Origin of the sequence: Stenotrophomonas sp. ESTM1D_MKCIP4_1 (genome assembly GCF_003086895.1) — a bacterium.
In the GTDB taxonomy this organism is placed as follows: domain Bacteria; phylum Pseudomonadota; class Gammaproteobacteria; order Xanthomonadales; family Xanthomonadaceae; genus Stenotrophomonas.
In genome coordinates, this window is record NZ_CP026004.1 from 140195 (window position 1) to 165524 (window position 25330).

General features: G+C 67.7%; 20 protein-coding genes. 12 read left to right on the plus strand and 8 right to left on the minus strand.

Translation table 11 applies throughout. From position 1 onward, the window contains the following. Nucleotides 1-5: 5 nt before the first annotated feature. From C1924_RS00565 to C1924_RS00580, 4 genes are read right to left on the minus strand one after another with little or no spacing between them, the layout of a single operon-like run. Nucleotides 6-713, minus strand: a complete 708-nt coding sequence (locus C1924_RS00565; RefSeq protein ID WP_108763605.1) for a DUF4159 domain-containing protein — start codon at nt 711-713, stop codon at nt 6-8. Beyond that, nucleotides 713-2047, minus strand: coding sequence for a TldD/PmbA family protein (locus C1924_RS00570; RefSeq protein WP_108763606.1), 1335 nt, complete (start codon nt 2045-2047; stop codon nt 713-715). Before C1924_RS00570 ends, C1924_RS00565 begins: the two co-directional genes overlap by 1 nt. Before the next feature lie 21 nt (nt 2048-2068). Further along, entirely contained in the window at nt 2069-3703 is a 1635-nt protein-coding gene (locus tag C1924_RS00575; protein WP_108763607.1) for a TldD/PmbA family protein, read from the minus strand. 31 nt (nt 3704-3734) lie between these two features. After that, nucleotides 3735-5366 carry a TldD/PmbA family protein gene (locus tag C1924_RS00580; protein ID WP_174208923.1) on the minus strand — a complete coding sequence of 544 codons (1632 nt, stop codon included), beginning with the start codon at nt 5364-5366 and terminating at the stop codon, nt 3735-3737. Between the two features lie 669 nt (nt 5367-6035). On the opposite strand from C1924_RS00580, the gene C1924_RS00585 reads away from it, so the two are divergent. Continuing rightward, complete coding sequence (locus tag C1924_RS00585) at nt 6036-6650, plus strand: DUF938 domain-containing protein (protein ID WP_108763608.1); 615 nt, start codon at nt 6036-6038, stop codon at nt 6648-6650. Between the two features lie 72 nt (nt 6651-6722). Here C1924_RS00585 and C1924_RS00590 read toward each other — a convergent pair whose 3' ends face one another. Then, nucleotides 6723-10409: an indolepyruvate ferredoxin oxidoreductase family protein gene (locus tag C1924_RS00590; protein ID WP_108763609.1), complete on the minus strand. Its 3687-nt coding sequence runs from the start codon at nt 10407-10409 to the stop codon at nt 6723-6725. 170 nt (nt 10410-10579) lie between these two features. Between C1924_RS00590 and C1924_RS00595 the strand changes: the two genes are divergently transcribed. Together C1924_RS00595 and C1924_RS00600 are read left to right on the plus strand one after the other, a co-directional pair. Beyond that, nucleotides 10580-11215 (plus strand): hypothetical protein, encoded by a 636-nt coding sequence (locus C1924_RS00595; protein WP_108763610.1) that lies wholly within the window; start codon nt 10580-10582, stop codon nt 11213-11215. Nucleotides 11216-11300: 85 nt separating this feature from the next. Continuing rightward, entirely contained in the window at nt 11301-12206 is a 906-nt protein-coding gene (locus C1924_RS00600; RefSeq protein ID WP_108763611.1) for an AEC family transporter, read from the plus strand. Between the two features lie 202 nt (nt 12207-12408). Here the strand turns inward: C1924_RS00600 and C1924_RS00605 are convergent, their stop codons facing one another. After that, nucleotides 12409-13893 carry an AAA family ATPase gene (locus C1924_RS00605; protein WP_108763612.1) on the minus strand — a complete coding sequence of 495 codons (1485 nt, stop codon included), beginning with the start codon at nt 13891-13893 and terminating at the stop codon, nt 12409-12411. Between the two features lie 123 nt (nt 13894-14016). On the opposite strand from C1924_RS00605, the gene C1924_RS00610 reads away from it, so the two are divergent. From C1924_RS00610 to C1924_RS00650, 9 genes are all read left to right on the plus strand, one after another. Continuing rightward, entirely contained in the window at nt 14017-14646 is a 630-nt protein-coding gene (locus tag C1924_RS00610; protein ID WP_108763613.1) for a ParA family protein, read from the plus strand. Between the two features lie 48 nt (nt 14647-14694). Continuing rightward, nucleotides 14695-15171: a histidine phosphatase family protein gene (locus C1924_RS00615; RefSeq protein ID WP_108763614.1), complete on the plus strand. Its 477-nt coding sequence runs from the start codon at nt 14695-14697 to the stop codon at nt 15169-15171. Between the two features lie 4 nt (nt 15172-15175). Next, nucleotides 15176-15805 (plus strand): YceI family protein, encoded by a 630-nt coding sequence (locus C1924_RS00620; protein WP_108763615.1) that lies wholly within the window; start codon nt 15176-15178, stop codon nt 15803-15805. Then, entirely contained in the window at nt 15802-17880 is a 2079-nt protein-coding gene (locus C1924_RS00625; protein WP_108763616.1) for a phospholipase D family protein, read from the plus strand. The genes C1924_RS00620 and C1924_RS00625 overlap by 4 nt, the downstream gene beginning before the upstream one ends. Nucleotides 17881-17890: 10 nt before the next feature. Further along, the gene (locus C1924_RS00630; protein WP_108763617.1) at nt 17891-18325 is read left to right on the plus strand and encodes a hotdog fold thioesterase; all 435 of its coding nucleotides are present in this window, start codon (nt 17891-17893) and stop codon (nt 18323-18325) included. A gap of 327 nt (nt 18326-18652) precedes the next feature. Further along, the gene (locus C1924_RS00635; protein WP_108763618.1) at nt 18653-19444 is read left to right on the plus strand and encodes a lysophospholipid acyltransferase family protein; all 792 of its coding nucleotides are present in this window, start codon (nt 18653-18655) and stop codon (nt 19442-19444) included. Nucleotides 19445-19496: 52 nt separating this feature from the next. Beyond that, nucleotides 19497-20486, plus strand: a complete 990-nt coding sequence (locus C1924_RS00640; RefSeq protein WP_174208980.1) for an alpha/beta fold hydrolase — start codon at nt 19497-19499, stop codon at nt 20484-20486. Between the two features lie 56 nt (nt 20487-20542). Further along, nucleotides 20543-22615 carry a tetratricopeptide repeat protein gene (locus tag C1924_RS00645; RefSeq protein WP_108763620.1) on the plus strand — a complete coding sequence of 691 codons (2073 nt, stop codon included), beginning with the start codon at nt 20543-20545 and terminating at the stop codon, nt 22613-22615. An 11-nt stretch (nt 22616-22626) separates the two neighbouring features. Continuing rightward, nucleotides 22627-23235 (plus strand): YbhB/YbcL family Raf kinase inhibitor-like protein, encoded by a 609-nt coding sequence (locus tag C1924_RS00650; RefSeq protein WP_108763621.1) that lies wholly within the window; start codon nt 22627-22629, stop codon nt 23233-23235. A 244-nt stretch (nt 23236-23479) separates the two neighbouring features. Here C1924_RS00650 and C1924_RS00655 read toward each other — a convergent pair whose 3' ends face one another. Both C1924_RS00655 and C1924_RS00660 read right to left on the minus strand, forming a co-directional pair. Then, nucleotides 23480-24304, minus strand: coding sequence for an META and DUF4377 domain-containing protein (locus tag C1924_RS00655; RefSeq protein WP_108763622.1), 825 nt, complete (start codon nt 24302-24304; stop codon nt 23480-23482). A gap of 74 nt (nt 24305-24378) precedes the next feature. Continuing rightward, nucleotides 24379-25173 carry an undecaprenyl-diphosphate phosphatase gene (locus C1924_RS00660; protein ID WP_108763623.1) on the minus strand — a complete coding sequence of 265 codons (795 nt, stop codon included), beginning with the start codon at nt 25171-25173 and terminating at the stop codon, nt 24379-24381. Nucleotides 25174-25330 lie beyond the last annotated feature (157 nt).

Genomic DNA, 25330 nt, shown 5'->3' on the forward strand with positions numbered 1-25330 from the left:
TCCGTTCAATTGTTCAATGCGTACATCACGATGTTGACGCCGAAGCGGGTGTTGTCTTCGGCCAGGAAACGCTTGTTGCGCCAGTCGTAGTCCCACTCGCAGCCGTAATCCTTGTTGCTGTAGAGCACGCCCAGGCGGCCATCGACCTCAATGCCCTTCAGGTAATCGTGCACCAGGTCATCGCCCCAGCCATTGAGCTCGAAGCCGGTGGCGGGCGGGCCGTCGGGGAAGCGGAAGAAGCTGCGGTACAGCGCATGGCTGTTGGGCAGCTTCTGCAGGGCCCTGGGCCCGAACAGCCGACCCATCTGCGCCTCGAACGAGGTGGCGAACAGGCCGTCGATGTCATGGTTGCAGTCGTCGACGAAGACGAAGCCGCCGTTGCGCACGTAGCGCACGAAGTTCTGCCGTTCGGCGGCGTTGAACTCCACCAGGGTGTGCCCGGCCAGGTAGCAGAACGGGGCTTCGAGCATGCGCGGGTCGGCCAGCGCCACCACGTGCTCCTGCGGGTCCACCCGCAGCGAGGTGTAGTCGATCAGCGAGGTGATGAGGTTGGACGGCATGCGCGCGTCCACGTCCCAGTCGCCGGAGTCGTACTGCAGGCGGGTGAACCAGAAGTCGTAACGCGAACTGCGCGGGCCTGCCTGTGCGAAGGCTGGCAGCGCTGCCGCCGAAGCGGCAGCGGCCAACCAGCGCAGGCAGGCCCGGCGATCCATCAGACGGCGTCGGACAGCGAGGTGAAGGTGAAATCGCGCAGCTTCATCGGCGGAATCATCATCACGAAGCTGGATTCATCACCGGCCACGCGCACCGGCTTGCCCAGTTCTTCGATGTTGTTGAGCATGATCACCGGCGATTCGTTGAAGCGGAAGTTCTTCACCGGGTGCTTGATCTGGCCGTTCTCGATGTAGAAGGTGCCATCGCGGGTCAGGCCGGTCAGCAGCACGGTCTGCGGGTCGACCATGCGGATGTACCAGGTGCGCGTGACCAGGATGCCCTTCTGGGTGCCGCGGACCAGGTCGGCGGTGCTCTTGTCGCCACCACTCATGAGCAGGTTGCCCGGCGTGGCCTTGGCGGTCTTGCCCTGCTTCTGCGCCCAGAAGCGCGAGTAATCCAGGTTGGCGACCTTGCCGTTCTCGATGATGGCCATGCGCTCGCGCGGCATGCCCTCGCCATCCCACGGCAGTACCGGTGCCTCGGCATGCCACGGGTCGGCGTACATGCTCACACGCGGGTCATAGACCTGTTCGCCCAGCTTGTTGCCGCCGCCCTTCTTGGACAGGAAGCTGCGGCCTTCATCGGCCGAGCGTGCGCTGAAGAAGTTCATCATGAAGCTGATCAGGCCTGCAGCGGCGGCCGGCTCGAGAATGACCGTGTACTTGCCCGGTTCCAGCGCCTTGGCTTCCGAGGATTCGGTGGCCTTGCGCATGGCGATGCGGATGTCCTGGTCGGCCTTGAAGTCCGCCGCGTCCTTCAGGTTGCGGCCGACCCAGCCCGAACCACGGCCGTCTTCGGTGCGCACGGTGCAGGTGTAGTCGAAGCTGGTGCTGCGCTGGTAGCCGAAGTTGCCGTTGCTGTTGGCGGTGGCATAGAAGCCCTGGCCATCTTCCAGGAAGCCGGCGGCGATCAGGCCGTTGCCACGGCACGGCGCAATGGAATCGGCGGCGACCTTGGCGCGGAACGCCGGATCGATGGCAGCGGTGGATTCGCTGAAGGTGGGGCTGGCGCGGTAGGTCTGCTTGCCGATGGCCGGCATGAACTCCGGGTTCTCCGGGGCCAGGCGGGCCAGGTCCTCGGCGCGGCGCACCACGCGTTCCAGCGCGGCATCGTCGAACTCGTTGATCGAGGCGGTGCCCACGCGCTTGCCGAAGGCCACGGTGACAGCCAGTTCGGTGTTGTCCACGATGCCACTGGTGGACACGTTGTTCAGGGCGAAACGGATGTTGCCGTTGATCGAACCGGCCAGCACGGCGGTGCACTCATCGGCCTTGGACAGGGCAATGACCTTGTCGAGGATGGCCTTGGCCTGGGCTTCGGTGAAGATACTCATGGTGTAAGGGCTCCTGACCGGTCAGCCGAGGCTGCGTGCGGTGTTGATGACGTTGATGCCGTTGAAGCGCGCGGTGGACGAGCCATGCGAGACCGCCGAGACCTGGCCCGGCTGGCCCTTGCCGTCGAAGAACGAACCGCCCAGGCGGTAGTCGCGCTCGTCGGCCACGGCGGTGCAGGCGTTCCAGAACTCCGGCGTGCGGATCTGGTAGGCCACGTCTTCCAGCATGCGGGTGATCCTGCCGTTCTTGATCTCGTAGAACAGCTGGCCGCCGAACTGCGCGTTGTAGCGCTGCTGGTCGATGGAGAACGAGCCGTCGCCGATGATGTAGATGCCGTTCTCGACGTCCTTGATCATGTCCGGGACGCTGAGCGGGGTCTTGCCCGGCGCCATCGACACGTTGGCCATGCGCTGGAACTGCACGCTGGACCAGGAATCGGCGTAGCAGCAGCCATCGGACTCGGTCTTGCCGAGGATATGGGCCTGGTCGCGGATGGTCTGGTAGTCGACCAGCTTGCCGTTGCTGATCAGGTCCCAGCGCTTGCACTTCACGCCTTCATCGTCGTAAGCGACCGCGCCGAGGCTGCCCGGCTGGGTCTTGTCGGCGAAGATGTTGACGTGCTCGCTGCCGTACTGGAAATGCTGCTCGCGCTTGTCCAGGGTGGCGAAGCTGGTGCCGGCGTAGTTGGCTTCGTAGCCGAGTACGCGGTCCAGTTCCAGCGGGTGGCCGATCGACTCGTGGATGGTCAGCCAGGTGTGCGACGGATCGAGGATCAGGTCGTACTTGCCGGGCTTCACCGACGGTGCCTTCAATTTTTCCTGTGCCTGCTTCGCTGCAGCGATGGCATCTTCCTTCATGTCGTAGGAGGAGCCGTAGTTCACCACGCCGTTGGGGGTGAGCACCTTGCCGGCGGCAGCGCCGTCCAGGTATTCGTAGCCCAGGCCCATCGGCGCGGACAGGCCTTCGCGGGTGCGGAACTTGCCGCTGGCCTTGTCGATGGCGGTGACCGTCATCGGTGCCCAGATGCGGTGCACGTCCTGGTCGATGTAGGAGCCATCGGTGGAGGCGAAATACTTCTGCTCGTTGACCAGGAACAGCATCGAATTGACGAAACTGGCGCCGGCACCCAGCGCGGCGGCATTGACGTCCAGCAGCAGGTCGACCTTTTCCTTGATCGGCACCTCCATGGCGTTCTTGCGGATGGGCGTGCGCCAGCTCACTTCACCCACGCCCGGGGCCTTGGCCAGCTGTACCGGTGCGGTCTGCACGCCCGCGTTGGCCTTGGCGATGGCCGCGGCCTGCTGCGCGGCACGCGCTACGTCGGCTGTGCCCAGCGCATTGGTGGCGGCAAAGCCCCAGGCGCCGTTGACGATCACGCGGATGCCGACGCCGGTGGACTCGGTGTTGACCACGTTCTGCACCTTGTCCTCGCGGGTGATGACGAACTGCCGCAGGTAGCGGCCGATGCGTACATCGCAGTAGGTGGCGCCGGCTTGGCGGGCAGCGGCCAGCGCAGCATCGGCCAGGCGCTTCTTCAGGCCCAGGTCCAGCGTGCTCTGCAGCTGCTCGGCGGCGATCGCCTTGCCGAAGAACGACGGCACGATCAGGCCGCCTGCGGTAAGCCCGGTGAGGGCGAGGAAGTCACGTCTCTGCAAGGCTGCTCTCCACGTCGAAGGTTGGGACGACTCAGGCGCCGAGACTGCGCGCGGTGTTGATGATGTTGATGCCGTTGAAGCGGGTGGTGGACGACCCGTGCGAGACCGCCGAGACCTGCGCGGGCTGGCCCTTGCCGTCGAAGAAGGAACCGCCGAGGCGGAAATCACGTTCATCGCAGATGGCGGTGCACGCATTCCAGAACTCCGGCGTGCGGATCTGGTAGGCCGCATCCTCCACCATGCCGGTGATCTTTCCATCCTTGATCTGGTAGTACAGCTGGCCACCGAACTGCGCGTTGTAGCGCTGCTGGTCGATGGAGTAGGAGCCGCGGCCGTGGATCCAGATGCCGTTCTCCACGTCCTTGATCATGTCGTCCACGCTCAGCGGCGCCTTGCCCGGTGCCAGCGAGACATTGGCCATGCGCTGGAACTGCACGCTGGACCAGGAATCGGCGTAACTGCAGCCGTGCGACGCCTCGCGGCCGAGAATGTGGGCTTCGTCGCGGGTGGCCTGGTAATCGACCAGCACGCCATCGCGCACCAGGTCCCAGCGCTGCGTCTTCACCCCTTCATCGTCGTAGCCGACCGCGCCGAGGCTGCCCGGCTGGGTCTTGTCGGCGAAGAAGGTGACGAGGTCGCTGCCCCAGCGGAAACCGGCATCGCGCTTGTCCAGCGTGGCGAAGCTGGTACCGGCGTAGTTGGCCTCGTAGCCGAGCACGCGGTCCAGCTCCAGCGGGTGGCCGACGTTTTCGTGGATGGTGAGGAACAGGTTGGACGGGTCCAGCACCAGATCGTACTTGCCCGCCTTCACCGACGGCGCCTTCAGTTTCTCGCGGGCGTGGCGGGCAGCGGCGATGGCGTCCTCGACCGGGTCGTAGGAATCGCGGTAGGCGGTGATCCCACCGGGCAGCTGTACCTTGCCGCGCGCATCGCCATCGAGGAACTCATAGCCCATGCCCATCGGCGAGGACAGCCCGGCGCGGGTGCGGAACTTGCCGCTGGCCTTGTCGATGGCGGTGGCGGTGAAGGGCAGCCAGATGCGATGGATGTCCTGGTCGATGAAGGAGCCATCGCTGGAGGCGAAGTACTTCTGCTCGTTGACCAGGAACAGGGTGGAGTTGATGAAGTCGGCGCCGGCATCGAGCGCGGCGCTGTTGAGCGCCAGCAGCAGTTCGATCTTGTCCTGGATCGGCACTTCCATGGCGTTCTTCCGCACCGGGGTCTGCCAGCGCACCTCACCGACCGCGGGCGTCGGTGCCAGCTGCACCGGCCGGCTCTGGATGCTGGCGTTGGCACGGGCGATGGCCGTGGCCTGCTCGACCGCGCCGCGCACGGCTGCGTCGGTCTGCTGATGGGTGGCGGCAAAGCCCCAGGCGCCGTTGACCAGGACCCGCACGCCCACGCCGGACGACTCGCGGTTGGTTACGTTGCCGACCTGGTGTTCGCGGGTGACCACTGACTGGTTGAGGTAGCGGCCGATGCGCACGTCGCAGTAGCTGGCCTTGGCCGCACGCGCGGCGGCGAGGGCGACCTCGGCCAGGCGCCGGCGCTGGGCGGTATCCACCGGCGCGAGCAGCTGCTCGGCCGCGATCAGCCGCGACTGCGGCAGCACCAGGCCGGCCAGGCCCAGACCGGAAAAAGCCAGGAACTCACGTCGTTGCACAGCGTCTCTCTCTCTTTCACACCTGTGCGGAGGGCAAAGGACCACTCCGATCACTTGAACTGTCCGACTTTCGCCAGCGCGGGGTGATCGGGCAAGTGACTGCAGTCATGGTAGGGGAGGGTTTCGGCAGGGCTGCGCCCTGCACCTGCAGAGGCAACGTCAAATTCAAAAGCGGGCTATCCGTGGGATGGCGGGGCGGTGTGGGTGGGCAGGACACGCCGTAAACCCATCCTTGGGGGCTCGATGGCGCCATCCATGGCGCCAACGGTCCTGCCCACCCACACCGCCCCACCTCTGACAGTTTCCGTGTGCTGTTGGTGGGTGCCGACCGTTGGTCGGCACATCTGTCAGATATCGAATGAATTCATCCGTGCCGACCAACGGTCGGCACCCACCAGAGCAGAACGCCGCTCCGACAGATCGCGGAGGTCTGTCGAAGGCGGGGTGGGTCCGGTTGAGGGGGTGTGAGCCGCATGGATGCGGCGACCAAGCCCCCATGGATGGGTTTACGGCGTCCCCCTCAACCGGACCCGCCCCGCCAACCCACGGAATGCAGGCTTTTGACGTTGACGTTGACGTTGTCGTGGCTTGAAGCAGGTGCAGGGCTGCAAGCCCTGCCCGGAACACCCCCCTCGTGCACAATGGGGCGACCCCGCCTGGACGCCCCCGATGTCGAGCAAGCCGTATTCAGAAGCCTGCGAACGCAACCGCGAGCCGATCGCGGCCGCGCTCGATCCGTGGATGGGCGATCGCCACCGGGTGCTGGAGATCGGCAGCGGCACCGGCCAGCATGCGGCCTTCTTCGCCGAGCGATGGCCGTGGCTGCGCTGGCAGCCCAGCGATCACCCCGACCATCTGGGCGGTATCGAGGCATGGCGCGCTGAAGCGGCGCTGCTCAATCTGCTGCCGCCCGTGGCGCTGCAGGTGGAACTGCCGCCGGCACCGGGCCTGACCCTGCCCGAGGGCAGCTCGTTCGATGCGGCGTTCACTGCCAATACCCTGCACATCATGAGCTGGGAGCATGTGCAGGCGCTGTTTGCCGCGCTGCCGCCGCTGCTGCGCCATGGTGCGTTGCTGGCGGTGTACGGGCCGTTCAACTACGGCGGCCGCTACACCAGCGACAGCAACGCGCAGTTCGATGGCTGGCTGAAGGCCCGTGAGCCGCGCAGCGGCATCCGCGACGTGGAGGCCGTGCAGGCGTTGGCCGAGGACAACGGCTTCACCCGCCTGCGCGATGTGGCCATGCCGGCCAACAACCGGCTGCTGCTGTGGCGGCTGGGGTGAACCGCCGGTAGTGCCGGCCGCTGGCCGGCAATCAATTCCCAGAACGATGCCGGCCAGCGGCCGGCACTACCTTCAAGCCACCTGCACGATATGCAGTGCCTTCGGGTTGCGCCACTGCGCCAGCAGGGCAGCTTCACGCGCCTTGGCCTGCGCGAAGTGCGCTTCCTTGACGTGGCCGAAGCCGCGGATGTGCTCGGGCACACTGGCGATTTCCACGGCCAGGGCCAGGCGGCCGTCTTCCAGGCCTTCCAGCAGCTGCTGCACCGTCGCCTCGTAATCGGCAATAAGCTGGCGCTCCATGCGTCGTTCTGCGGTACGGCCGAACACATCGAAGCGGCCGCCGCGCAGGAACTTCAGCTTTGCCAGCAGGCCGAACGCCTTGAACATCCACGGGCCGTACTCCTTCTTCAGCAGGCGGCCCTGTTCGTCCTTCTTCGCAAACAGCGGCGGTGCCAGATGGAAGCGCAGCTGGTAGTCGCCCTCGAACTGCTGCTGCAGGCGGCGCTGGAAGTCGCCGCTGGTGTACAGGCGGGCCACTTCGTACTCGTCCTTGTACGCCATCAGCTTGAACAGATAGCGGGCCACGGTTTCGGTCAGCGCGGTGGAACCGCCGATGCGCTCGGCTTCGGCCGCGCGCACGCGCGCCACCAGATCACGGTAGCGGGTGGCGTAGGCGGCATCCTGGTACTCCACCAGGAACGCGGCGCGGCGCTCGATCATCTCGTCCAGCGAACGCGACAGGCGCGCGTCATCCAGCGGCAGGAAGGCCACGTCGCCACCGTGCGACGGCAGGCCACGCAGCTCGCGCTCGTCGGCCGTGTTGCGCGGTGCGGCGGTGGCGCCCCATTCGTTGCCTTCCCACTCGCCCGGTGGCAGCGGGTGCAGCGGGCCCGGGGTGGATTCGGTATCGGTGTGGCGGTTGCGCACCAGGCCAGCCGCCTGCTGCACGGCCTGCGGATCGACTGCAGCCAGGCGGCCCCAGGCGAAGGCCTGCTGGTTCATCGCCACGGCCGCGCCGTTCAGTTCGATGGCACGCATCAGCGAGTCGAACGACAGCGGCACCAGGCCCTGCTGCCACGCGTAGCCGAGGATGAAGAGGTTGGCGGCGATGGCATCGCCCAGCAGGGCGGTGGCCAGCTGGGTGGCATCCAGCTGCAGCGGCTCCTGCCCACCCAGGGCCACGCGCACGCCGGCCACGATGTCGGCGGCGGGGAACTGCATGTCCGGACGCGTGGTGAAGGTGCCCGGCATCGCCTCGTAGGTGTTCAGTACCACCTGCGAACGGCCGGCGCGGACCTTCGACAGCGCCCAGTAGTCATTCACCACCACCATGTCGCAGCCCAGCACCAGGTCGGCCTCGCCGGCGGCGATGCGCACGGCGTGGATGTCATCCGGGCGACGGGCAATGCGGATGTGGGTGGTCACCGCGCCACCCTTCTGGGCCAGGCCGGTCTGGTCGAGCACGGTGGCCCCCTTGCCTTCCAGGTGGCCGGCCATGCCCAGCAGGGCGCCGATGGTGACCACGCCGGTCCCGCCGACGCCGGTGATGAGAATGTTCCAGGGCTGTTCCAGCGTGCCGCGGATCGTCGGTGCCGGCAGGTTGTCCAGCAGGGTGGAGGCATCGCGCTTGCTGCCCTTGCGCGGCTGGCCACCGTGCACGGTGACGAAGCTCGGGCAGAAGCCATTCACGCACGAATAGTCCTTGTTGCAGTTGGACTGGTCGATCTCGCGCTTGCGTCCGAATTCGGTTTCCTTCGGCAGTACCGACACGCAGAAGCTCTTCTTGCCGCAGTCGCCGCAGCCTTCGCACACCAGCGAGTTGATCAGCACGCGCTTCTGCGGGTCTTCCAGCTTGCCGCGCTTGCGGCGACGGCGCTTCTCGGTGGCACAGGTCTGTTCGTAGATCAGGATGGAAACACCCTTCACCTCGCGCAGGCGCTTCTGCACGGCATCCAGTTCGCTGCGGTCGTGGAACTCGACGTCGCTGGGGAAGTGTTCGCGCTGGCCGGTCCACTTGCCGATGTTGTCCGACAGCACCACGATGGTGTGGATGCCTTCGGCGCGCATCTGCTTTGCAATGTCGGGCACGCTCAGCGGACCGTCCACCGGCTGGCCGCCGGTCATCGCCACCGCATCGTTGTAGAGGATCTTGTAGGTGATGTTGACGCCGGCCGCGACCGCCTGGCGGATCGCCAGCGAACCGCTGTGGAAATACGTGCCGTCGCCCAGGTTCTGGAACACGTGCGGGGTGTCGGTGAACGGCGCCTGCCCGGCCCAGGTCACGCCTTCGCCGCCCATGTGGGTGAAGGTGTCGGTGCTGCGGTCCATCCAGGTCACCATGTAATGGCAGCCGATGCCGGCCAGCGCACGCGAACCTTCCGGCACCTGGGTGGAGGTGTTGTGCGGGCAGCCGGAGCAGTAGTGCGGCACGCGCGGGAAGCTGGCGCGCGGCAGCGCAAGCTCGGCTTCCTTCTCCTGCATCCACTGCAGGCGCTGTTCGATGGATTCGTTGTTGAAGAACTTCTGGATGCGGCGGCCGATCACGCCGGCGATGGTGGCCGGCGTCAGTTCGCCGGTGGACGGCAGGATCCACTCACCGCTCTCGTCGTACTTGCCGACGATGGACGGACGCTGGCCCCAGCTGGCCGGCCAGTTGAAGAACTGTTCCTTCATCTGGCGCTCGATGAAGGCACGCTTCTCCTCCACCACGATGATGTCTTCCAGGCCCTGCGCGAAGCGCGCGATGCCCTCCGGCTCCAGCGGCCAGGTCATGCCGACCTTGTACACGCGGATGCCGATGTCGGCACATGCCGCTTCATCCAGGCCCAGGTATTCCAGCGCCTGCAGCACGTCCAGATAGCTCTTGCCGGTGGTGACGATGCCCAGCCGCGCACGCGGCGCGTCCATCACCACCTTGTCGATGCCGTTGGCGCGGGCGAACGCCTGTGCGGCCTTCACCGCATAGCGGTGCAGGCGCATTTCCTGGTCCAGCGGCGGGTCCGGCCAGCGGATGTTGAGGCCGCCGCTGGGCATGTCGAAGTCTTCCGGCAGCACGATGCGCCGGGCCAGCGGATCGACTTCCACCGAAGCCGACGATTCCACCGTTTCGGCGATGGTCTTGAAGCCGACCCAGCGCCCGGTGTAGCGGCTCATCGCCCAGCCCAGCAGGCCCATGTCGAGGATGTCCTGCACGCCTGCCGGGTTCAGCACCGGCATCATCGCGCTGACGAACTCGTCTTCGCTGCCATGCGGCAGGGTCGAGCTGCGGCAGGCGTGGTCATCGGCCGCCAGCGCCAGCACGCCGCCGTATCGCGAAGTACCGGCGGCGTTGGCGTGCTTGAACACGTCACCGCAGCGGTCCACGCCGGGGCCCTTGCCGTACCACATGCCGAACACGCCCTGCACGTTGGCGCCGGGGAACAGGTTGGTCTGCTGCGTGCCCCACACCATGGTGGCGCCCAGGTCCTCGTTCAGGCCCGGGGTGAACTTCACCTTGGCCGCTTCCAGGTGCTTGCGCGCGCGCCACAGTTCCAGGTCGAAGCCGCCCAGCGGGCTGCCGCGATAACCACTGACGAAGCCGGCGCTGTCGATGCCCTCGTGCGCATCGCGCAGGCGCTGCATCAGCGGCAGCCGCACCAGCGCCTGCACGCCACTCAGGTAGATCCGCCCCTCGTTGCGGGTGTACTTGTGGTCGAGCGTGTAATCACGGTCGATCAGGTCGGCGGAAGAGGGCGAAGTGAGTTGCGCGGTACTGGTCATGGCTGGCCCGGTGGGATCGGCTGGCACCGGCCGCGTGCGGGCACGCGGCGGGAAAGGCGCGAATTGTAACAGTGGGGCCCGGAAGGCCCGGCACTCGCCTCGGTGGCCTTGCTGGGGTTAGGATCGGGGTGAGAGAGGGGAGGTTGGTGTTTCAACCTGGGGGATTTTTGATGTCAGTTGCAGGAAAGTTCGTGGCCGGCGTGCTGCTGGTCTCGGGCGCGGCCGCCGCGTGGGCCGCACCGGCGTTGCCGGCACCGCAGGAGTTCTATTTCGACAATGATGCCGCCGCCGCACCGATCATCGTGGTGAACGGCTCCGGCGACGACCTGGTCGCGCAGCTGGTGAAACAGCGCGAACGCGGCCGCAAAGCGCTGGAGGCGTCCGTGCAGCTGGCCTCGGTGGCCATCGCGCAGGGCCGGGCAGAACTGGGCGATCAGCTCTACCGCGAGGCCTTGGCCGAAGCGCCGGTGCAGAGCAGCCTGGGCCGCAGCGTGCGCTGGAACTACGGCTGGGACCTGCTGCGCCAGGGCCAGGCGCTGGCCGCACTGGAACAGTGGCAGTCGGTGGCCAACAACCTGCGCAGCAACGCGGCCTGGATACCGCCCACTTACGCGCTGGCGTTGTGGCGGGCCGGCCAGCAGCAGGAGGCGGTGAAGTGGTATGCCGCCGCCGTGCGCACCGAGCCCGGCCAATGGAGCGACAGCAGCCGCTATGCACAGCTGCTGCCGGGCTGGCGCGAAGACGAGCGTGCCAGCCTGGCGGAAGTGCAGCAGGCCTGGGTTGCTGCGCCGCCGGCCTGGCCGTGAGGCATGACCGCAGGCGCTTGCCGCCTGCGGTGCTGCATCGCACAATCGAAACGGTCGCAGGCCTGTGCCTGACGGGGAGCCGCCCATGGCCTTCGATGCCTTCGCCCTGATCCTGGCCATGTTGGGGCTGGGCATGCTGTTCGCCCGCCTGCGTGCGCTGCCGGACAACGCCGCCGAGACGCTCAACAAGCTGGTGCTGTACGTCTGCCTGCCCGCAGCGGTGCTGACCTATGTGCCTCACCTGCAGCTGGATGCCAGTGTGCTGGGGTTGATGGCGACGCCGTGGCTGTTGATGCTGGCCACGTGGGCGCTGGTCAGCCTGGCCACCCGCGTGTTCGGCTTTGCCCGCGACGTGCACGCGGTGCTGCTGATCTGCGTGGCCCTGGCCAATTCCAGCTTCATCGGCTACCCGATGGTGCGTGCGCTGCTGGGCGATGCGGCTTTGCCTTATGCCGTGGTCTACGATCAGTTCGGCACGTTCCTGCTGTTGTCCACCTTCGGCCTGCTGGTGCTGGCACGCTACAGCGGCGACCGCCCGCCGACGGCACTGCAGGTGCTGGCACGCATCGGCCGTTTCCCGCCGTTGTGGGCGCTGGTGTTTGCACTGCTGGTGATGCCGGCGCAGCCACCGTCATGGATCGGCACGGCGTTGAAGCAGCTGGCCGATGCGATGTTGCCCCTGGTGATGCTGGCGGTAGGGCTGTCGATCCAGCTGCGACTGCGCCGCGAGGAGCTGCGGCCGCTGGCGGTGGGCCTGTTGCTGAAGCTGCTGGTGCTGCCGGCGCTGGCCTTGCCGCTGTCGTGGGCGCTGGGCATGCAGGGCCTGATGTTGAAGGCCAATGTTCTTGAGTCGGCGATGCCGACGATGATCACTGCCGCCGCGCTGGCGATCTCGCACCGGCTGGCGCCCCGGTTGGCGGCCGCATTGGTGGGGTATGGCATCGTGCTGTCGCTGGTCACGCTGCCGGCGTGGGTGTGGGTCCTGGGGTGATGGCTCCGGAACGGCAAGGGGTCGGATCCCGTTGCTTGGCAACGGGCTCTGACCCCATGTCTGCTCTGGTAGGTGTCGACCTTGGTCGACACGGTAGATCCACGCCATGCGTGGATGAATTCATTCGATATCTGACAGATGTGTCGACCAAGGTCGACACCTACCACCAGCCACGAGGGGCCCCGCCGTTGGCCGGAAACCCTCAGTCGTCCGCGGAAACCGTCCGTCCCGACGCCCACTCGCGCAAGGCCGCCACCTGTTCGGCCATCAGCACCGACAGCGGCCGCGTCGCGCGGATCTCGGTCATCAGCAGCTCGGTATCCAGCGGCCGCCCCTCGGCATGGGCCGAATACAGCCCCGCCACGATCCCCTGCTCGATCTCCGCGCCGGAAAACCCGTTCGCCGCCGCCGCCAGCGCTGGCAGGGCGAAATCATCGGCGTTGAGCTGGCGCCGGCCCAGATGCAGCCGCAGCAGCTCCACCCGCACGTCCGGCGGGGGCAGGTCGACAAAGAAGATCTCGTCAAAGCGTCCCTTGCGCAGCAGCTCGGCCGGCAGCTCGTGCACCTGGTTGGCGGTGGCCACGATGAACACCGGCGCCTTGCGCTCGGCCATCCAGGTCAGCAGGTGGCCCAGCACGCGCCGCGATACGCCCCCATCGTCGCCGCCGCTGGCCAGCCCCTTTTCGATCTCGTCCATCCACAGCACGCAGGGGGCCAGCTGCTCGGCCGACGCCAGCGCCTGGCGCAGGTTGGCTTCGGTCTCGCCGTGGTACTTGTTGTACAGCGCACCCACATCCAGGCGCAGCAGCGGCACGCCGAAGCCGGCGGCGGTGGCCTTGGCCAGCATCGACTTGCCGCAGCCCTGCACGCCCAGCAGCAGCATGCCGCGTGGTGGGTCGAGGCCGGCCGGGGCCGAGCCGGCAATGAAGGCCACCCGGCGCTGGTTGATCCAGCGCTTGAGCCGGTTGGCGCCCGCCACGTCGCCGAAGCGCGCGCTGTCATGCTCGAAGAACAGGTGGCCACTGCGGTTGAGCAGCTCGAACTTCAACCGTGCCAGCTGCGGCAGGTCGTCGTCGCGCAGCGCACCATCGGCGTATATCAGCTGCCGGGCAATGCGCCGGGCATCGACCAGGCTCAGGCCCTGCAGGTTCTTCAGGATTTTCCTGACCGCCTCGCTGTCCACTTCCACGCGCCGGCCGCCATGCTCGCGGGCATACGCATCGGCCTCCTCGCGCAGCATCTTCAGCAGCGCATTGGCATCGGGCAGGCGCGGGTTGAAGCGTACCGCCAGCGCTTCCAGCTCGGCCGGCAGTTCGACCTTGGCGCCGATCAGCACCAGCACGTGCGGCTGGCTGTGGCGGCGCTGGATCAGGTCGCGCAGCGCACGCTGGTGGCTGGCGTACCCAAGGTAGGGGTGGAAATCGAGCAGCAGGTAGATGCCGCGCTGTTCGGCCTGGCGGATCATCTGCAATGCCGCGCTCGCATCGGGCGGGCCGATCGCGTCGTCCTCGCGCTCCAGATCGATGCGGCGCAGCCCCTCGGTGATCGACCAGCGGTGCAGGGCGCGCCAGACATGCATGAGCGTCTGCCGGAACAGTTCAACGATGCGAGCCTCATCCTGGGTCTCGATCACGATCAGGGGGGTGTTGGCGCGGATCAGCGCGCTCAGGTCCTGCAGTTCGCTCATGCCGGTTCGATCCTTCGGGGGCGCCACGATAGCAAAGCCGGCGCAGATTGATTCAGGCCGTCTCTACCTTCCGTCACCATCGCCGGTGTACGCTCGGGGCACGTACCCGGAAGCGAGGCTGGCATGAAGACGATCCTGGTGGCCGGTTCCAAGGGCGGGGTGGGCAAGACCACCGTCGCCACCCACCTGGCCGCATACGCGGCATTGCAGGGCCAGGCCACGGTCATCGCCGATGCCGACCCGCAGGGTTCCAGCACCCGCTGGGCCCAGCGCCGGGCCGGGCTGGAGAGCGCCGTCCTGCCCATCGACGTGTACCGGAAGAAGCAGTGGGCGCAGAAGCTGCCCGACGGCACCGATACCGTCATCATCGACGCACCGGCCGGCGCGCTGGCCGACGATATCCCCCATTTCCTCGACGCTGCCGATGCCGTGGTGGTTCCTGTGCTGCCCTCGGCGCTGGACATCGAAGCCATCGTCGGCTTCCTCAACAGCCTGGCGCAGAACCCCCGCGTGCACAGCCGCAAGCTGCCGGTCGGCCTGGTCCTCAACCGCACCAAGCCGTGGACCCAGACCTCGCAGCAGGCGCTGCAGATGCTGGGCGAATGGCCCTACCCGGTGGTGGCCCAGCTGCGCGACAGCCAGAGCTACGTGGTGATGACCGGCCTGGGCCGCAGTCTGTTCGATTACCGATCAGCCCAGGTGCGCGAGCACCAGGCGGACTGGGAACCGCTGCTGGCCTGGTTGAAGCTGTGACGCGTACGTCACCCTTTGTGCTGCACCCTCTCTTCATGGAAACCCGCGATGCGTGAACTGATCCTGCTGCGCCATGCCCATGCCGAACCGGCCACCCCCGGCCAGGCCGATCTTGATCGGCCGCTGTCGCCGGTGGGTCTTGCCGAAGCCGAGGCGGCCGGCAAGTGGCTGAAGGAAAACAACCTGCTGCCCGACTGTGTGCTGTGCTCGCCGTCACGGCGCACCCGCGAGACCCTGGAAGCGGTGCTGGCGACCATCGGCTATGTCGAAAAACGCCTGGAAGACCGCATCTATGAAGCCACCCCCGGCACCCTGGCCGCGCTGGTGGATGAGCGCCGCGACCTTGACCGGGTGCTGATCGTCGGCCACAACCCCGGCCTGGAAAGGCTGGTGGCGCTGATGACCGAAGGCACCAGCAGCGATTACCGCGGCATGCCGCCGGCGGCCGTGGCGGTGCTTGGGTTCCCGCGCGAGGCGGCGATCGAGCCGGGCGTGGCGAGCCTGAACGCGTTCTGGTGGCCGTGAGTCGATGAGTCTGGCACGGCCCGGCCGCTGCCTGCTGCCGGTGCTGCTGGCCTGCAGCCCGGCGTGGGCCGCCCCCCCACCCCCCACCTCGCTGCCGCCGGTATCGGCGCTGGCGTCGGCCGAATCGCCGCGCGTGCTGTACCTGGACCTGCAGCGTTCCCGGATCGGGTTCGAGGTGCGCACCCGTTTCGGACAGCGCATTGAAGGGCTGTTCCCGCATTTCGAGGGGCGCGTGGAGGTGCTGTCCGATGGCCGGCACCAGGTTCACCTGAAGATGTTCACCCGGTCGGTGGAGATTCCCGGCAAGGACCGCTACACCGGCTGGATGCGCGGTCCGGAGTTCTTCGACGCCGGGCGCTACCCATCGGTGGAGTTCGACTCGCTGCCGTATTGGCCGGACACCGTCGGCGACGGCGGCGACATCCAGGGCCGGCTGACCCTGCGCGGGGTCAGCCACCCGGAAACCCTGCGGGTGGAGAAGGCGGATTGCGCCCGACCCGGCTATGATTGCGATGTCGTCAGCCGCGGTACCGTGCAACGAGGCCGGTACGGCATGGACAGCTGGCAGCTTGCCCTGAGTGACCGAGTGACCTTCGTACTACGAGCCCGCCTGAGCGAGGCGCCGAAACCGTGAACCTGCTGCTGCGTGTACTGGCGCTGGCAACGGTGTTGCTGGGCAGCGGCTGCGCGTCGTTGTCGCACGCCGAGCGCGACCGTGCCCAGGCCATTGCCGTGCAGGCCCGTTCGGCCCAGGTGGACTGCCAGCGTGCCGACCGCTGCGCGCAGGATTCGCCGCTGCGGGCCTTGGCCGGTCGTGCATTCAGCGAATCCACCCAGGCGCAGCCGCAGCACTACGCCACGTTGCTGGATGAAGGCGAGGGCGCGCTGGTCGCCCGCCTGAACCTGCTGCGCAGCGCCACCCGCAGCATCGACCTGCAGACCTACATCTTCGATAAGGATGACAGTGCCCGGCTGGTCATCGACGAGCTGCTGGCCGCCGCGCGCCGCGGGGTGAAGGTACGGGTGCTGATCGACCAGCTGTCGGCCATCTCCGATCTGCAGATCCTCGGTGCCCTGTCCGGTGCCCACCAGAACTTCGAGCTGCGGGTGTACAACCCGACCTTCGGCAAAGCCCGGCTGAACTACTTCGACTACGCCGGCAGCGTGCTGTGCTGCTTCCGGCGCTTCAACCAGCGCATGCACAACAAGCTGCTGGTCATCGACGATGCCATCGGCGTGGTCGGCGGGCGTAACTACCAGGACGACTATTACGACTGGGACCGCGAGTACAACTTCCGCGACCGCGATGTGCTGATTGCCGGGCCGGAAGCGCGGGCGATGGCCGCCAATTTCGACGCGTTCTGGCGCGCGCCGCGCAGCGTGCCTGCCGAACGCCTGAACGATGTCGGCCGCACCCTGCTCAAGGAGGGCGTGCCCGCCATGCCGCCGGCGCAGTTCCGCCGCCCCGAGCGCGTGGAGCGGGTCAGCGAGGAAGCCAACGACACCGAGTTCGTCACCCGTTCGTTCGTCGACACCGCGCTGCCCGTGCACTCGGTGCGTTACGTGGCCGACCTGCCACGCAAGCACCGCCGCGAACGCGCCGATGCGCCGTTGGCTGGCCAGCACGTCACCGAACCGCAGCTGGATGCACTCATCTCGAGTGCGCAGAAGGAAGTGATCCTGCAGACGCCGTACCTGGTGCTGTCCAAGCCGGCGCAGAAACTGTTCCGCGAGCTGCGCAAGCGGCCCGAGCCGCCGCGCGTGGTGGTGTCCAGCAACAGCCTGGCGGCCACCGACAACCCGATCGTCTATGCGCTGTCGTACAAGTACAAGCGACGCAACATGCGCGAACTGGGCTTCAACATCTTCGAGTACAAGCCGTTCCCGCTGGATGCGCCGGTTGATTACCGCAACCTGCTGCCCGACCCGCTGGGCAGCGGTGGCAGCACCGGGGGCGGGCAGGGCGTGCGCAATCCGCTGATCGGCGGCAGCGCTGCGGGCAGCAATGCCGGGGGCGGCCAGGGCGATGCACCGTCAACGCTGGCGGCGGAAGACGAAGCGCCGGCCACGCGCCCGGCGGTGGAACACCCGCGCCTGGGCAGTGCCTACGAGAACAGCCGGGCGCGCCGTCGCGCCGCCGGCAGCGAAGTGGAAACGCGGCTGCTGCGTACCGAAACCCGGCCCTCGTTCCTGGGCAGCAAGGCGGTCAACAAGCCGCTGCCGGTCACCCGCAAGGGCGCGCGCATGGGCCTGCATGCCAAGTCGCTGGTGGTCGATCGCCGTATCGGCGTGGTCGGCACCCACAACTTCGATCCGCGCAGCGAGAACTACAACACCGAAGGCGCGGTGATCATCGACGACCCGGTATTCGCCGAGCAGCTGGCGCAGAGCATCCTGCGTGATACCCATCCGCAGAATTCCTGGACGGTGGCGCCGCGCGCCAAGCCGCCGGTGCTGTCGGGCTTGAACTACAGCGTGGGCAAGGCGTCCGAGGCACTGCCGATCCTGGATTTCTGGCCGTGGCGCTACGCCACCGATTACGAGTTCCAGCCCGGCGTGGACTGCCCGCAGCCGCTGCCGCGGCAGAGCCCGGATTTCCACCGTTGCTACGTGGCCGTCGGTGATTTCCCCGAAGTGAACGTCGGCCCGAAATGGCTGCTGGTGCGCATGCTGACCGCATTCGGCGCCGGCCTCGTCCCCATCCTCTGAAGGTGCTTGCATGACCCCGGTGTTCCGCGAAGCCGTTTCCATCGAACAGCTCAATACGCTCAGCCGTGGCACGGCCATCGATACCCTGGGCATCGTGTTCACGGCCGCCGGCGATGACTGGCTGCAGGCCACCATGCCGGTCGATGAGCGCACCCGCCAGCCGTACGGCATCCTGCATGGCGGTGCCTCGGTGGTGCTGGCCGAAACCCTGGGCAGCAGCGCCGGCAACCTCTGCGTGGATACCGGCAAGCAGGTCTGCGTGGGTCTGGAAATCAATGCCAACCATGTGCGCGCCGTTCGCAGCGGCACCGTCACCGGCACTGCGCGTGCGGTACACGTGGGCCGCAGCACCCAGCTGTGGGAGATCCGCATCGAAGACGAACAGGGCCGGCTGGTGTGCATCTCGCGGCTGACCCTGGCGGTGGTGGCTGCCGGCCACGGCTGAGGCCACCACCCGGTAGCGTCGAGCTTGCTCGACTGCCGTTCGCCGGCCGCCACCCAGTAGAGTCGAGCCATGCTCGACTGCTGTTGATTTCGCGCCAGGAGCAGTCGAGCAAGCTCGACTCTACGCATCCGGGGCCAGCCCCGCCGACGCGTCCATTGGCCCCATCCCGGGCCAGCCGCAACCGCCGCGCCGGCAGGTATGCGGCCCGGCCGGTCGCCCCACCATCCCCGCCAACAGGACACCGTGTTCCCGCCGATGGCCCCGGTCAATAGGACTTATGGCCAGAATCGGCTGGCAGCCGCTGCGGCCCTCGGGTATCGTGCGCGGATGACTTCCCCCACTCCGGCCCCCCGTGGCGGCGTGGCGCGTGTGTGCCGTTACCTGTACCGCGTACCGCTGCTGTTGGTCCACATCGTCGTGTTCCTGCCGTTGATCCTGATCGGCATGCTTCCGCCGTGGGGCGAGCTGCGCGTGGGCGAGGCCACCTTCGGCGCCAAAGTGGTGAACTGGTGGCAGGGCGGCCTGATGTGGATCTTCGGATTCCGACTGGTGCAGATCGGCCGGCCGCTGCCGGGTGCGGTACTGTTCGTTGCCAACCACGTCAGCTGGGTCGATATCTCCATCCTGCACAGCCAGCGCATGATGGGTTTCGTGGCCAAGCGTGAGATTGCCAGCTGGCCGCTGGTAGGCTGGCTGGCCGCACGCGGGCAGACCATCTTCCACCAGCGCGGCAACACCGAATCGCTCGGTGGGGTGATGCAGGTCATGGCCGACCGCCTGCGTGATGGCAGGGCGGTGGGGGTGTTCCCGGAAGGGCGTACCCGTGGCGGCCACGAAGTGGGTCCGTTCCACGCCCGCATCTTCCAGGCCGCGGTCGAAACCGGCGTGCCGGTGCAGCCGGTGGCGCTGGTCTACGGCGCCGGTGGCGATGCCCAGACCATCGTGGCCTTCGGCCCGGGCGAGAGTTTCTTCGCCAATTTCCTGCGCCTGCTCGGTGAGCCGGCGCGACGTGCGGAAGTGCACTTCCTGGCACCGATCGGTGCCCAGGACCTGGAAGGCCGTCGACGCATCGCGGAAACCTCGCGCGCGCGCATCGTGGCAGCCATGAGCGGGGAGTGAGAGTGCGGTGGCCCTGATCCCGCCACCTCTCCTGGACGCCGGTACGCCGACGCTGCATGCGGCTGACTACCAGCCGCCGCGCTGGCTGCGCAACCCGCACCTGCAGTCCATGCTCAGCTCCAGCCGCATGCGCCTGCAGCGCGGCCTGCTGCTGCTGGCCGCCACCGGTGCGGTCAGCGAAGAACTGATCCTCGATGGTGGCGACGGCGTGCGCCTGCAGGGCTGGCACAGCCACATCGAAGGCCGCGAGCCGAAGGGCATGGCCCTGCTGCTGCATGGCTGGGAAGGCAGCGCCGAATCCAGCTACATGCGCATGGCGGCTGCGCGCATGATCGACCAGGGCTTCGACGTGGTGCGGCTGAACTTCCGCGACCACGGCAACACCCACCATCTCAACCCCGGCATCTTCCACTCCAACCGCATCGATGAAGTGGTGCAGGCGGCCGGCGACATCGCCCGGCGCTGGCCGGATCTGCCGCTGGTCGCGGCCGGCTATTCGCTGGGCGGCAACTTCGTGCTGCGCCTGGCGCTGCGTGCACCGGCGGCCGGCGTGCCGCTGCAGCGAGTGGCGTCGGTCTGCCCGGTGCTGGACCCGGCGCTGACCATGGACAGCATCCAGAGTGGCCCGGCGATGTACGACTGGTACTTCCGCCGCAAGTGGGCCGGTTCGCTGCGCCGCAAGCGCGACCTGTTCCCGGAACTGAGCGACTGCGACGACCGCGTGCTGAAGCTGGACATCCGCGCGCTGACCGCCTGGCTGGTCGAGCGGCATACCGATTTCGGCTCGCTGCAGGCGTATTTCGATGGTTACTCGATTGCGGGGGATCGCCTGTCGACCCTGCAGGTGCCGGCCGACATCCTGATGGCCCAGGACGATCCGGTCATTCCCTATTCCACCTTCAGCGACTGGCAGTTGCCGCAGCAGGCGCGGCTGGAAACGGCCTGCTGGGGGGGGCACTGCGGGTTCCTGGAAAACTGGCGCGGTGACGGCTTCTCCGAACGCTGGGTGGCCCAGCGCCTGCAGCGGGTGCTGGCGGGCTGAACCGGCGCCGGCGCGCAGCCCGCTACAATGCGGGTTTGCCATTGAACCGGACTGCCATGCAAGACCAGATCCTCCAGGCCCTGCGCCAGAACGACACCGCACAGGCCGTGCAGCTGGCCCAGGCGTGGGTGCACGACGAACCCACCCAGTCCCAGGCCCACCGCTGGCTGGCGCTTGCGCTGCAGCAGCAGGACCAGCCCGAGGCTGCAATGGGCGCCCTGCAGCAGGCGCTGCTGCTGGCCCCGGAGGACGCGCAGCTCCACCTGCAGCAGGCCGGCCTGATGCTGGCCCTGCACCGGTACGAAGGCGCCGATGAGGCGCTGCTGCGCACCACCGATCTCAACCCGAACGCGTTCGAGGCCTACCTGATGCAGGCGCATCTGGCGATCGGCCGCAATGACATCGACACGGCCGCGCGGCAGACCACCATGGCTGCCAGGCTGGAGCCGGACCATCCGGAAGTGATGGCGCTGCAGGGCATGGTGGCCCTGTATCGCGACGATGCCGACCGCGCCCTGCAGCTGCTGTCCGAAGCCGCCCGGCAGATGCCCAACGACCCGCGCGTGCTGTATGCCCTGGGTTCGGCCTACCAGGCCAAGGACATGCTGGCCTTCGCCGAACAGGCGTTCCGCCGCGTGCTGGAGATCAACCCGAAGATGAGCAGCCTGCACGGCCTGGTGGTGCAGCTGGCACTGCGCCAGGGCAACGTCGAGGCCGCCCACCAGCAGCTGCAGCAGGCGCTGCAGGTGCCGGGCCTGGATACGCCGGCGCTGCAGCGGCTGGGTGCGGAGATCGCGCTGCAGGCCGACCAGCCGATGCAGGCGCTGGAACAGCTGCGGCCGATGCTGAAGGCCGCCCCGGAGGACCGTCGCGTGGTCGAGCTGCTGCTGGCCTGCTGGCAGCGCCTGGGCCGCGAGGAAGAAGCACGTACCGAACTGGATGCCGTCCTGGCCGAGCACCCGCAGCTGCCGCACCTGTGGCTGGCGCGGTTGGCGCCGGAGGGCTTCGGCAGTCCGGGCGCGATTGCGGTGGCCGAGCGCTGGATCGAAGCCATGCCCACGTTCGTGCCGGCGCTGGAAGCCCGCCTGCGCCTGCATGAAGCGGCCGGCGAAGCCGACGCCGTGGAGGCGATTGCACGTCGCATCATCGCACTGGAGCCGGGCCGCATCAGCGGCGAGACCCGCCTGGTCGGCGCGCTGCTGGCGCGTGATCCGGCGGCCGCCATCGCTCACGTGCAGGGCATGATCGACGCTGCGCCCGAAGAGCGCCGCCGCGAGCTGCGCACCTGGCTGGGCGAAGTACAGGACCAGGCCGGCCAGCCGCGCGAAGCGCTGCGTACCTGGCTGGATCTGCACGCCGACCAGAACGCACAGCGCGTGCCGCTGCCGCCGCAGGCCAAGGCACCGCCGAGCTGGCCCGACCTTGGTGAGGTCGATGCCGAGGCCGCCGCCGCCGCGCCGATCTTCCTGTGGGGTGCGCCGGGTTCGGGCGTCGAGCGCGTGGCGGTCACCCTCACCGGGGCCAGCCCGGTGATGCGCAGCGATCGTTTCGCACAGACCCCGCCGGATGACGCCTTCCAGAACTACTTCACCCTGCAGAAGCTGGCCTCGGGCGACCTCAGCCCCGAGGGCCTGGTGAGTGGCTGGCGTGACGCGCTGCGCAAGCGCGGCGTACAGAACGACACGGTGATCGACTGGCTGCTGTGGTGGGACAACGCCCTGCTGTGGTCGCTGCGCCCGCACCTGCCGCAGGGCCGCCTGCTGGTGGTGCTGCGCGACCCGCGCGACATGCTGCTGGACTGGATCGCCTACGGTGCGCCGGCCCCGTTCGTGGTGAACAACGTGGCCGAAGTGGCCGAGTGGCTGGCGCGCTCGATGGCCCAGGTGGCCACCCTGCACGAGCAGGATCTGTACCCGCACATCCTGATGCGCATCGACGAGGTACGCGATGATCCGCGCGTGGTCGCCGGCATGCTGCAGGAGCTGTTCAATACCCCGATCCCACCGGCCCAGCGCATCGGCCCGCCGCGTTTCCCGGCCGGCCACTGGCGCCAGTATGCGGACGTGATGGGTGCAGCGTTTGAACTGTTGACCCCGGTCGCGGTGCGGCTGGGCTATCCCGAAGCGTAAGGAGTCCCCGCATGCAGTTGAGCAGCAACAGCCTCACCCCCGCAGCACCCATCGACCGCGAATTCGCTGCCGGTGATGCCGACGGCTTCGCCCCCGACCGCAACCCGCACCTGGCGTGGAGCGGCGTGCCCGACGGCACCCGCTCGTTCCTGCTGGTGTGCGTGGACCCGGACGTGCCGACCGTGCCTGAGACGGTTGGGCGCAGCGACGTGACCGTGCCGCGCGACCAGCCGCGCTGCGATTTCGTGCACTGGGTGATGGCCGATATTCCGGCGGAGGTGCGGGAAATCGCTGCCGGCAGCTGCAGCGATGGCTTCGTGGTCAAGGGCAAGCCGGCGCCGGCCGGCCCGGCGGGCAGCCGCCAGGGCGTGAACGACTTTACCGGCTGGTTTGCCGGCAACCCGGACATGGCCGGCGATTACCTGGGCTATGACGGCCCGTACCCGCCGTTCAACGACGAGCGCGTGCACCGTTATTTCTTCCGCGTGTTTGCGCTGGACGTGGCGACGCTGGACCTGCCGCCACGTTTCACCGCCGCCGATGCCTACCGCGCCATGCACGGCCACGTGCTGGCCGAAGCGGCGCTGCACGGCACCTACACGCTGAACCCCGCGCTGTAACCCTGGTAGAGCCGGCCGCTGGCCGGCTTCGCTTCCGGTAGAGCCGGCCGTTGGCCGGCTTCGCTTCTGGTAGAGCCGGCCGCTGGCCGGCTTCGCTTCTGGTAGAGCCGGCCGTTGGCCGGCTTCGCTCTTTGTAGAGCCGAGCCATGCTCGGCTGCTTTCCAGACAGTCGAGCAAGCTCGACGCCACAAAACCCCGTCGAGCAAGCCGACTGACAGTCGGCTCTACCGCGCGTTGGCCGGCGTTACTTCTCGGTGGCCGACTCGACCACCATGTCCAGCACGTACGCCTGCGAGGGCGCGTCGGCCGGCGGGTTCTTCACTGCGAAGCGCTTCACGCGCACCACATTGCGCACGCCGTCTTCGTGGGTGTAACCCTCGATGTTGCCGTAGAAGTTCTCGAACGCGCCCGGCTCACCCTGCTTCAGGCCCTTGTCGTCGAACTTCACTTCACGCACCTGCAGGCACTGGTAATCCGGAATCAGCGGGTGCGAGCACTTCGCGGTCTTCGCGGCCACTTCCAGGAACACGGTTTCGCCCGGTCCACCGTAACGGGTTTCAGCCGTCGGCTCCGCCGCAAACACCAGCACGTCGCCCTGGGCGGTGGTCAGGGTCAGTGCGCCATCGGCACCCTGCGCGGCCTTCAGCTCGCCCTGCAGGCGGCTGGATACCGCTTCGTCCAGCGCCATCAGCGCCTTGTCGGTGCAGGCCATCAGGGTCGATGCCAGCGCGCTTACCTTCAACGTGCCGCCGTCCAGCGTGTAACCGCCGCCCAAGCGGTTGCAGGTATTGCTCACCGACAGGCGGCCATCGGCGAAGTCCAGCGTGACCGGCTTGTCAGCGCGGGCGAACAGCGCATCGATGCGCGTGCCGTCGGCCGCGGTGGCCTGCTTCAGCAACCAGTGCTGGCTCTGCAGGCGCTGCACATCCAGGTGCGCCATCGTCTGCTGGTCCGCGGCCTTGGTCGCGGCCGGGGCCACATCGTCGCCGCCGGTGCCGGCGGGTGCCGGGGTCTGGCTGCAGGCGGCCAGCAGGGCCAGCGGGAGGAGCAGGGTGAGCGTGCGGTTCATGGTGGTGAGTCTCCTTGAGGAACCTGGAAAAACGGGTCGGGACCGGGAATGGGGTTGCCCGGTCCCGGCGTTGTTCAGCTGCCGGCGGGCAACCACAGCAGCAGCGCCGCGCCGAGGGCGATGCGGTAGACCGCAAAGGCAGTGAACCGGTGCGACTTGATGTAACCCATCAGCCACTTCACTACGACGAAGCCGGTGATGGCGGCGGCAACGAAGGCCACGCCCACGTCGGCCCAGTTCTCGCTGGCCAGGTTTCCGTCCTTGGCCAGTTCCAGGAAGGTGTAGGCGCTGGCGGCGAACATGGTGGGGATGCCCAGCAGGAACACGAACTCGGCGGCGGCCGCGCGGCGGCTCAGGCCCAGCAGCATGGCCAGGAAGATCGCTGAGGCCGAGCGCGAGGTGCCGGGGAACACGCCGGCCACCACCTGCGCCAGGCCGACGCCGATGGCTACCGTCCAGGTCACCTGGTCACGGTCGGGCAGGCGTGCGGTATAGGCCTCCACCAGCAGCATCCAGACGCCACCGATGATCAGCGCCCAGGCCACCGGGCCCACGGTTTCCGGCAGCGACCAGCCGGCCTTGCGCACCACCAGGCCGACCACCGCGGTCACCAGGAAGGCGGCGCCCAGCTTGAACACGTACTCGCGGTTCTCGCGCTGGCCAAAGCCGGTGGCCAGCTGCAGCAGGCGCTGGCGGAACACCAGCACCACGGCCAGGATCGCGCCGGCCTGGATGATGATGTTGAAGAAGTCCGAACGCGCGCCCAGCCAATGCTGGGCGATCAGCAGATGGCCGGTGCTGGAGATCGGCAGGAATTCGGTGAGGCCTTCAAGGATGCCCAGCAACAGGGCGGAGAGCAGATCGGACATGGAGGAAATGGGCGCCGGCAGCGGAAGGAAGAAGGTCGAGAGGATAGACGATCCCTGCCGCACCAATCGGGTGCGCGATGCCACCCATGCACCCCTTTGGTGCGCACCGCCGTGCACCGTGACGGAGCGCGCTGTTTCAAATCAACAACTTGCGTAT

Bases quoted from the DNA above. Each gene is read 5' to 3' on its own strand.
- C1924_RS00565 (WP_108763605.1), bottom strand. From the start codon at position 713: ATGGATCGCCGGGCCTGCCTGCGCTGGTTGGCCGCTGCCGCTTCGGCG.
- C1924_RS00570 (WP_108763606.1), bottom strand. From the start codon at position 2,047: ATGAGTATCTTCACCGAAGCCCAGGCCAAGGCCATCCTCGACAAGGTC.
- C1924_RS00585 (WP_108763608.1), top strand. From the start codon at position 6,036: ATGTCGAGCAAGCCGTATTCAGAAGCCTGCGAACGCAACCGCGAGCCG.
- C1924_RS00590 (WP_108763609.1), bottom strand. From the start codon at position 10,409: ATGACCAGTACCGCGCAACTCACTTCGCCCTCTTCCGCCGACCTGATC.
- C1924_RS00595 (WP_108763610.1), top strand. From the start codon at position 10,580: ATGTCAGTTGCAGGAAAGTTCGTGGCCGGCGTGCTGCTGGTCTCGGGC.
- C1924_RS00600 (WP_108763611.1), top strand. From the start codon at position 11,301: ATGGCCTTCGATGCCTTCGCCCTGATCCTGGCCATGTTGGGGCTGGGC.
- C1924_RS00605 (WP_108763612.1), bottom strand. From the start codon at position 13,893: ATGAGCGAACTGCAGGACCTGAGCGCGCTGATCCGCGCCAACACCCCC.
- C1924_RS00610 (WP_108763613.1), top strand. From the start codon at position 14,017: ATGAAGACGATCCTGGTGGCCGGTTCCAAGGGCGGGGTGGGCAAGACC.
- C1924_RS00615 (WP_108763614.1), top strand. From the start codon at position 14,695: ATGCGTGAACTGATCCTGCTGCGCCATGCCCATGCCGAACCGGCCACC.
- C1924_RS00620 (WP_108763615.1), top strand. From the start codon at position 15,176: ATGAGTCTGGCACGGCCCGGCCGCTGCCTGCTGCCGGTGCTGCTGGCC.
- C1924_RS00630 (WP_108763617.1), top strand. From the start codon at position 17,891: ATGACCCCGGTGTTCCGCGAAGCCGTTTCCATCGAACAGCTCAATACG.
- C1924_RS00635 (WP_108763618.1), top strand. From the start codon at position 18,653: ATGACTTCCCCCACTCCGGCCCCCCGTGGCGGCGTGGCGCGTGTGTGC.
- C1924_RS00645 (WP_108763620.1), top strand. From the start codon at position 20,543: ATGCAAGACCAGATCCTCCAGGCCCTGCGCCAGAACGACACCGCACAG.
- C1924_RS00650 (WP_108763621.1), top strand. From the start codon at position 22,627: ATGCAGTTGAGCAGCAACAGCCTCACCCCCGCAGCACCCATCGACCGC.
- C1924_RS00655 (WP_108763622.1), bottom strand. From the start codon at position 24,304: ATGAACCGCACGCTCACCCTGCTCCTCCCGCTGGCCCTGCTGGCCGCC.
- C1924_RS00660 (WP_108763623.1), bottom strand. From the start codon at position 25,173: ATGTCCGATCTGCTCTCCGCCCTGTTGCTGGGCATCCTTGAAGGCCTC.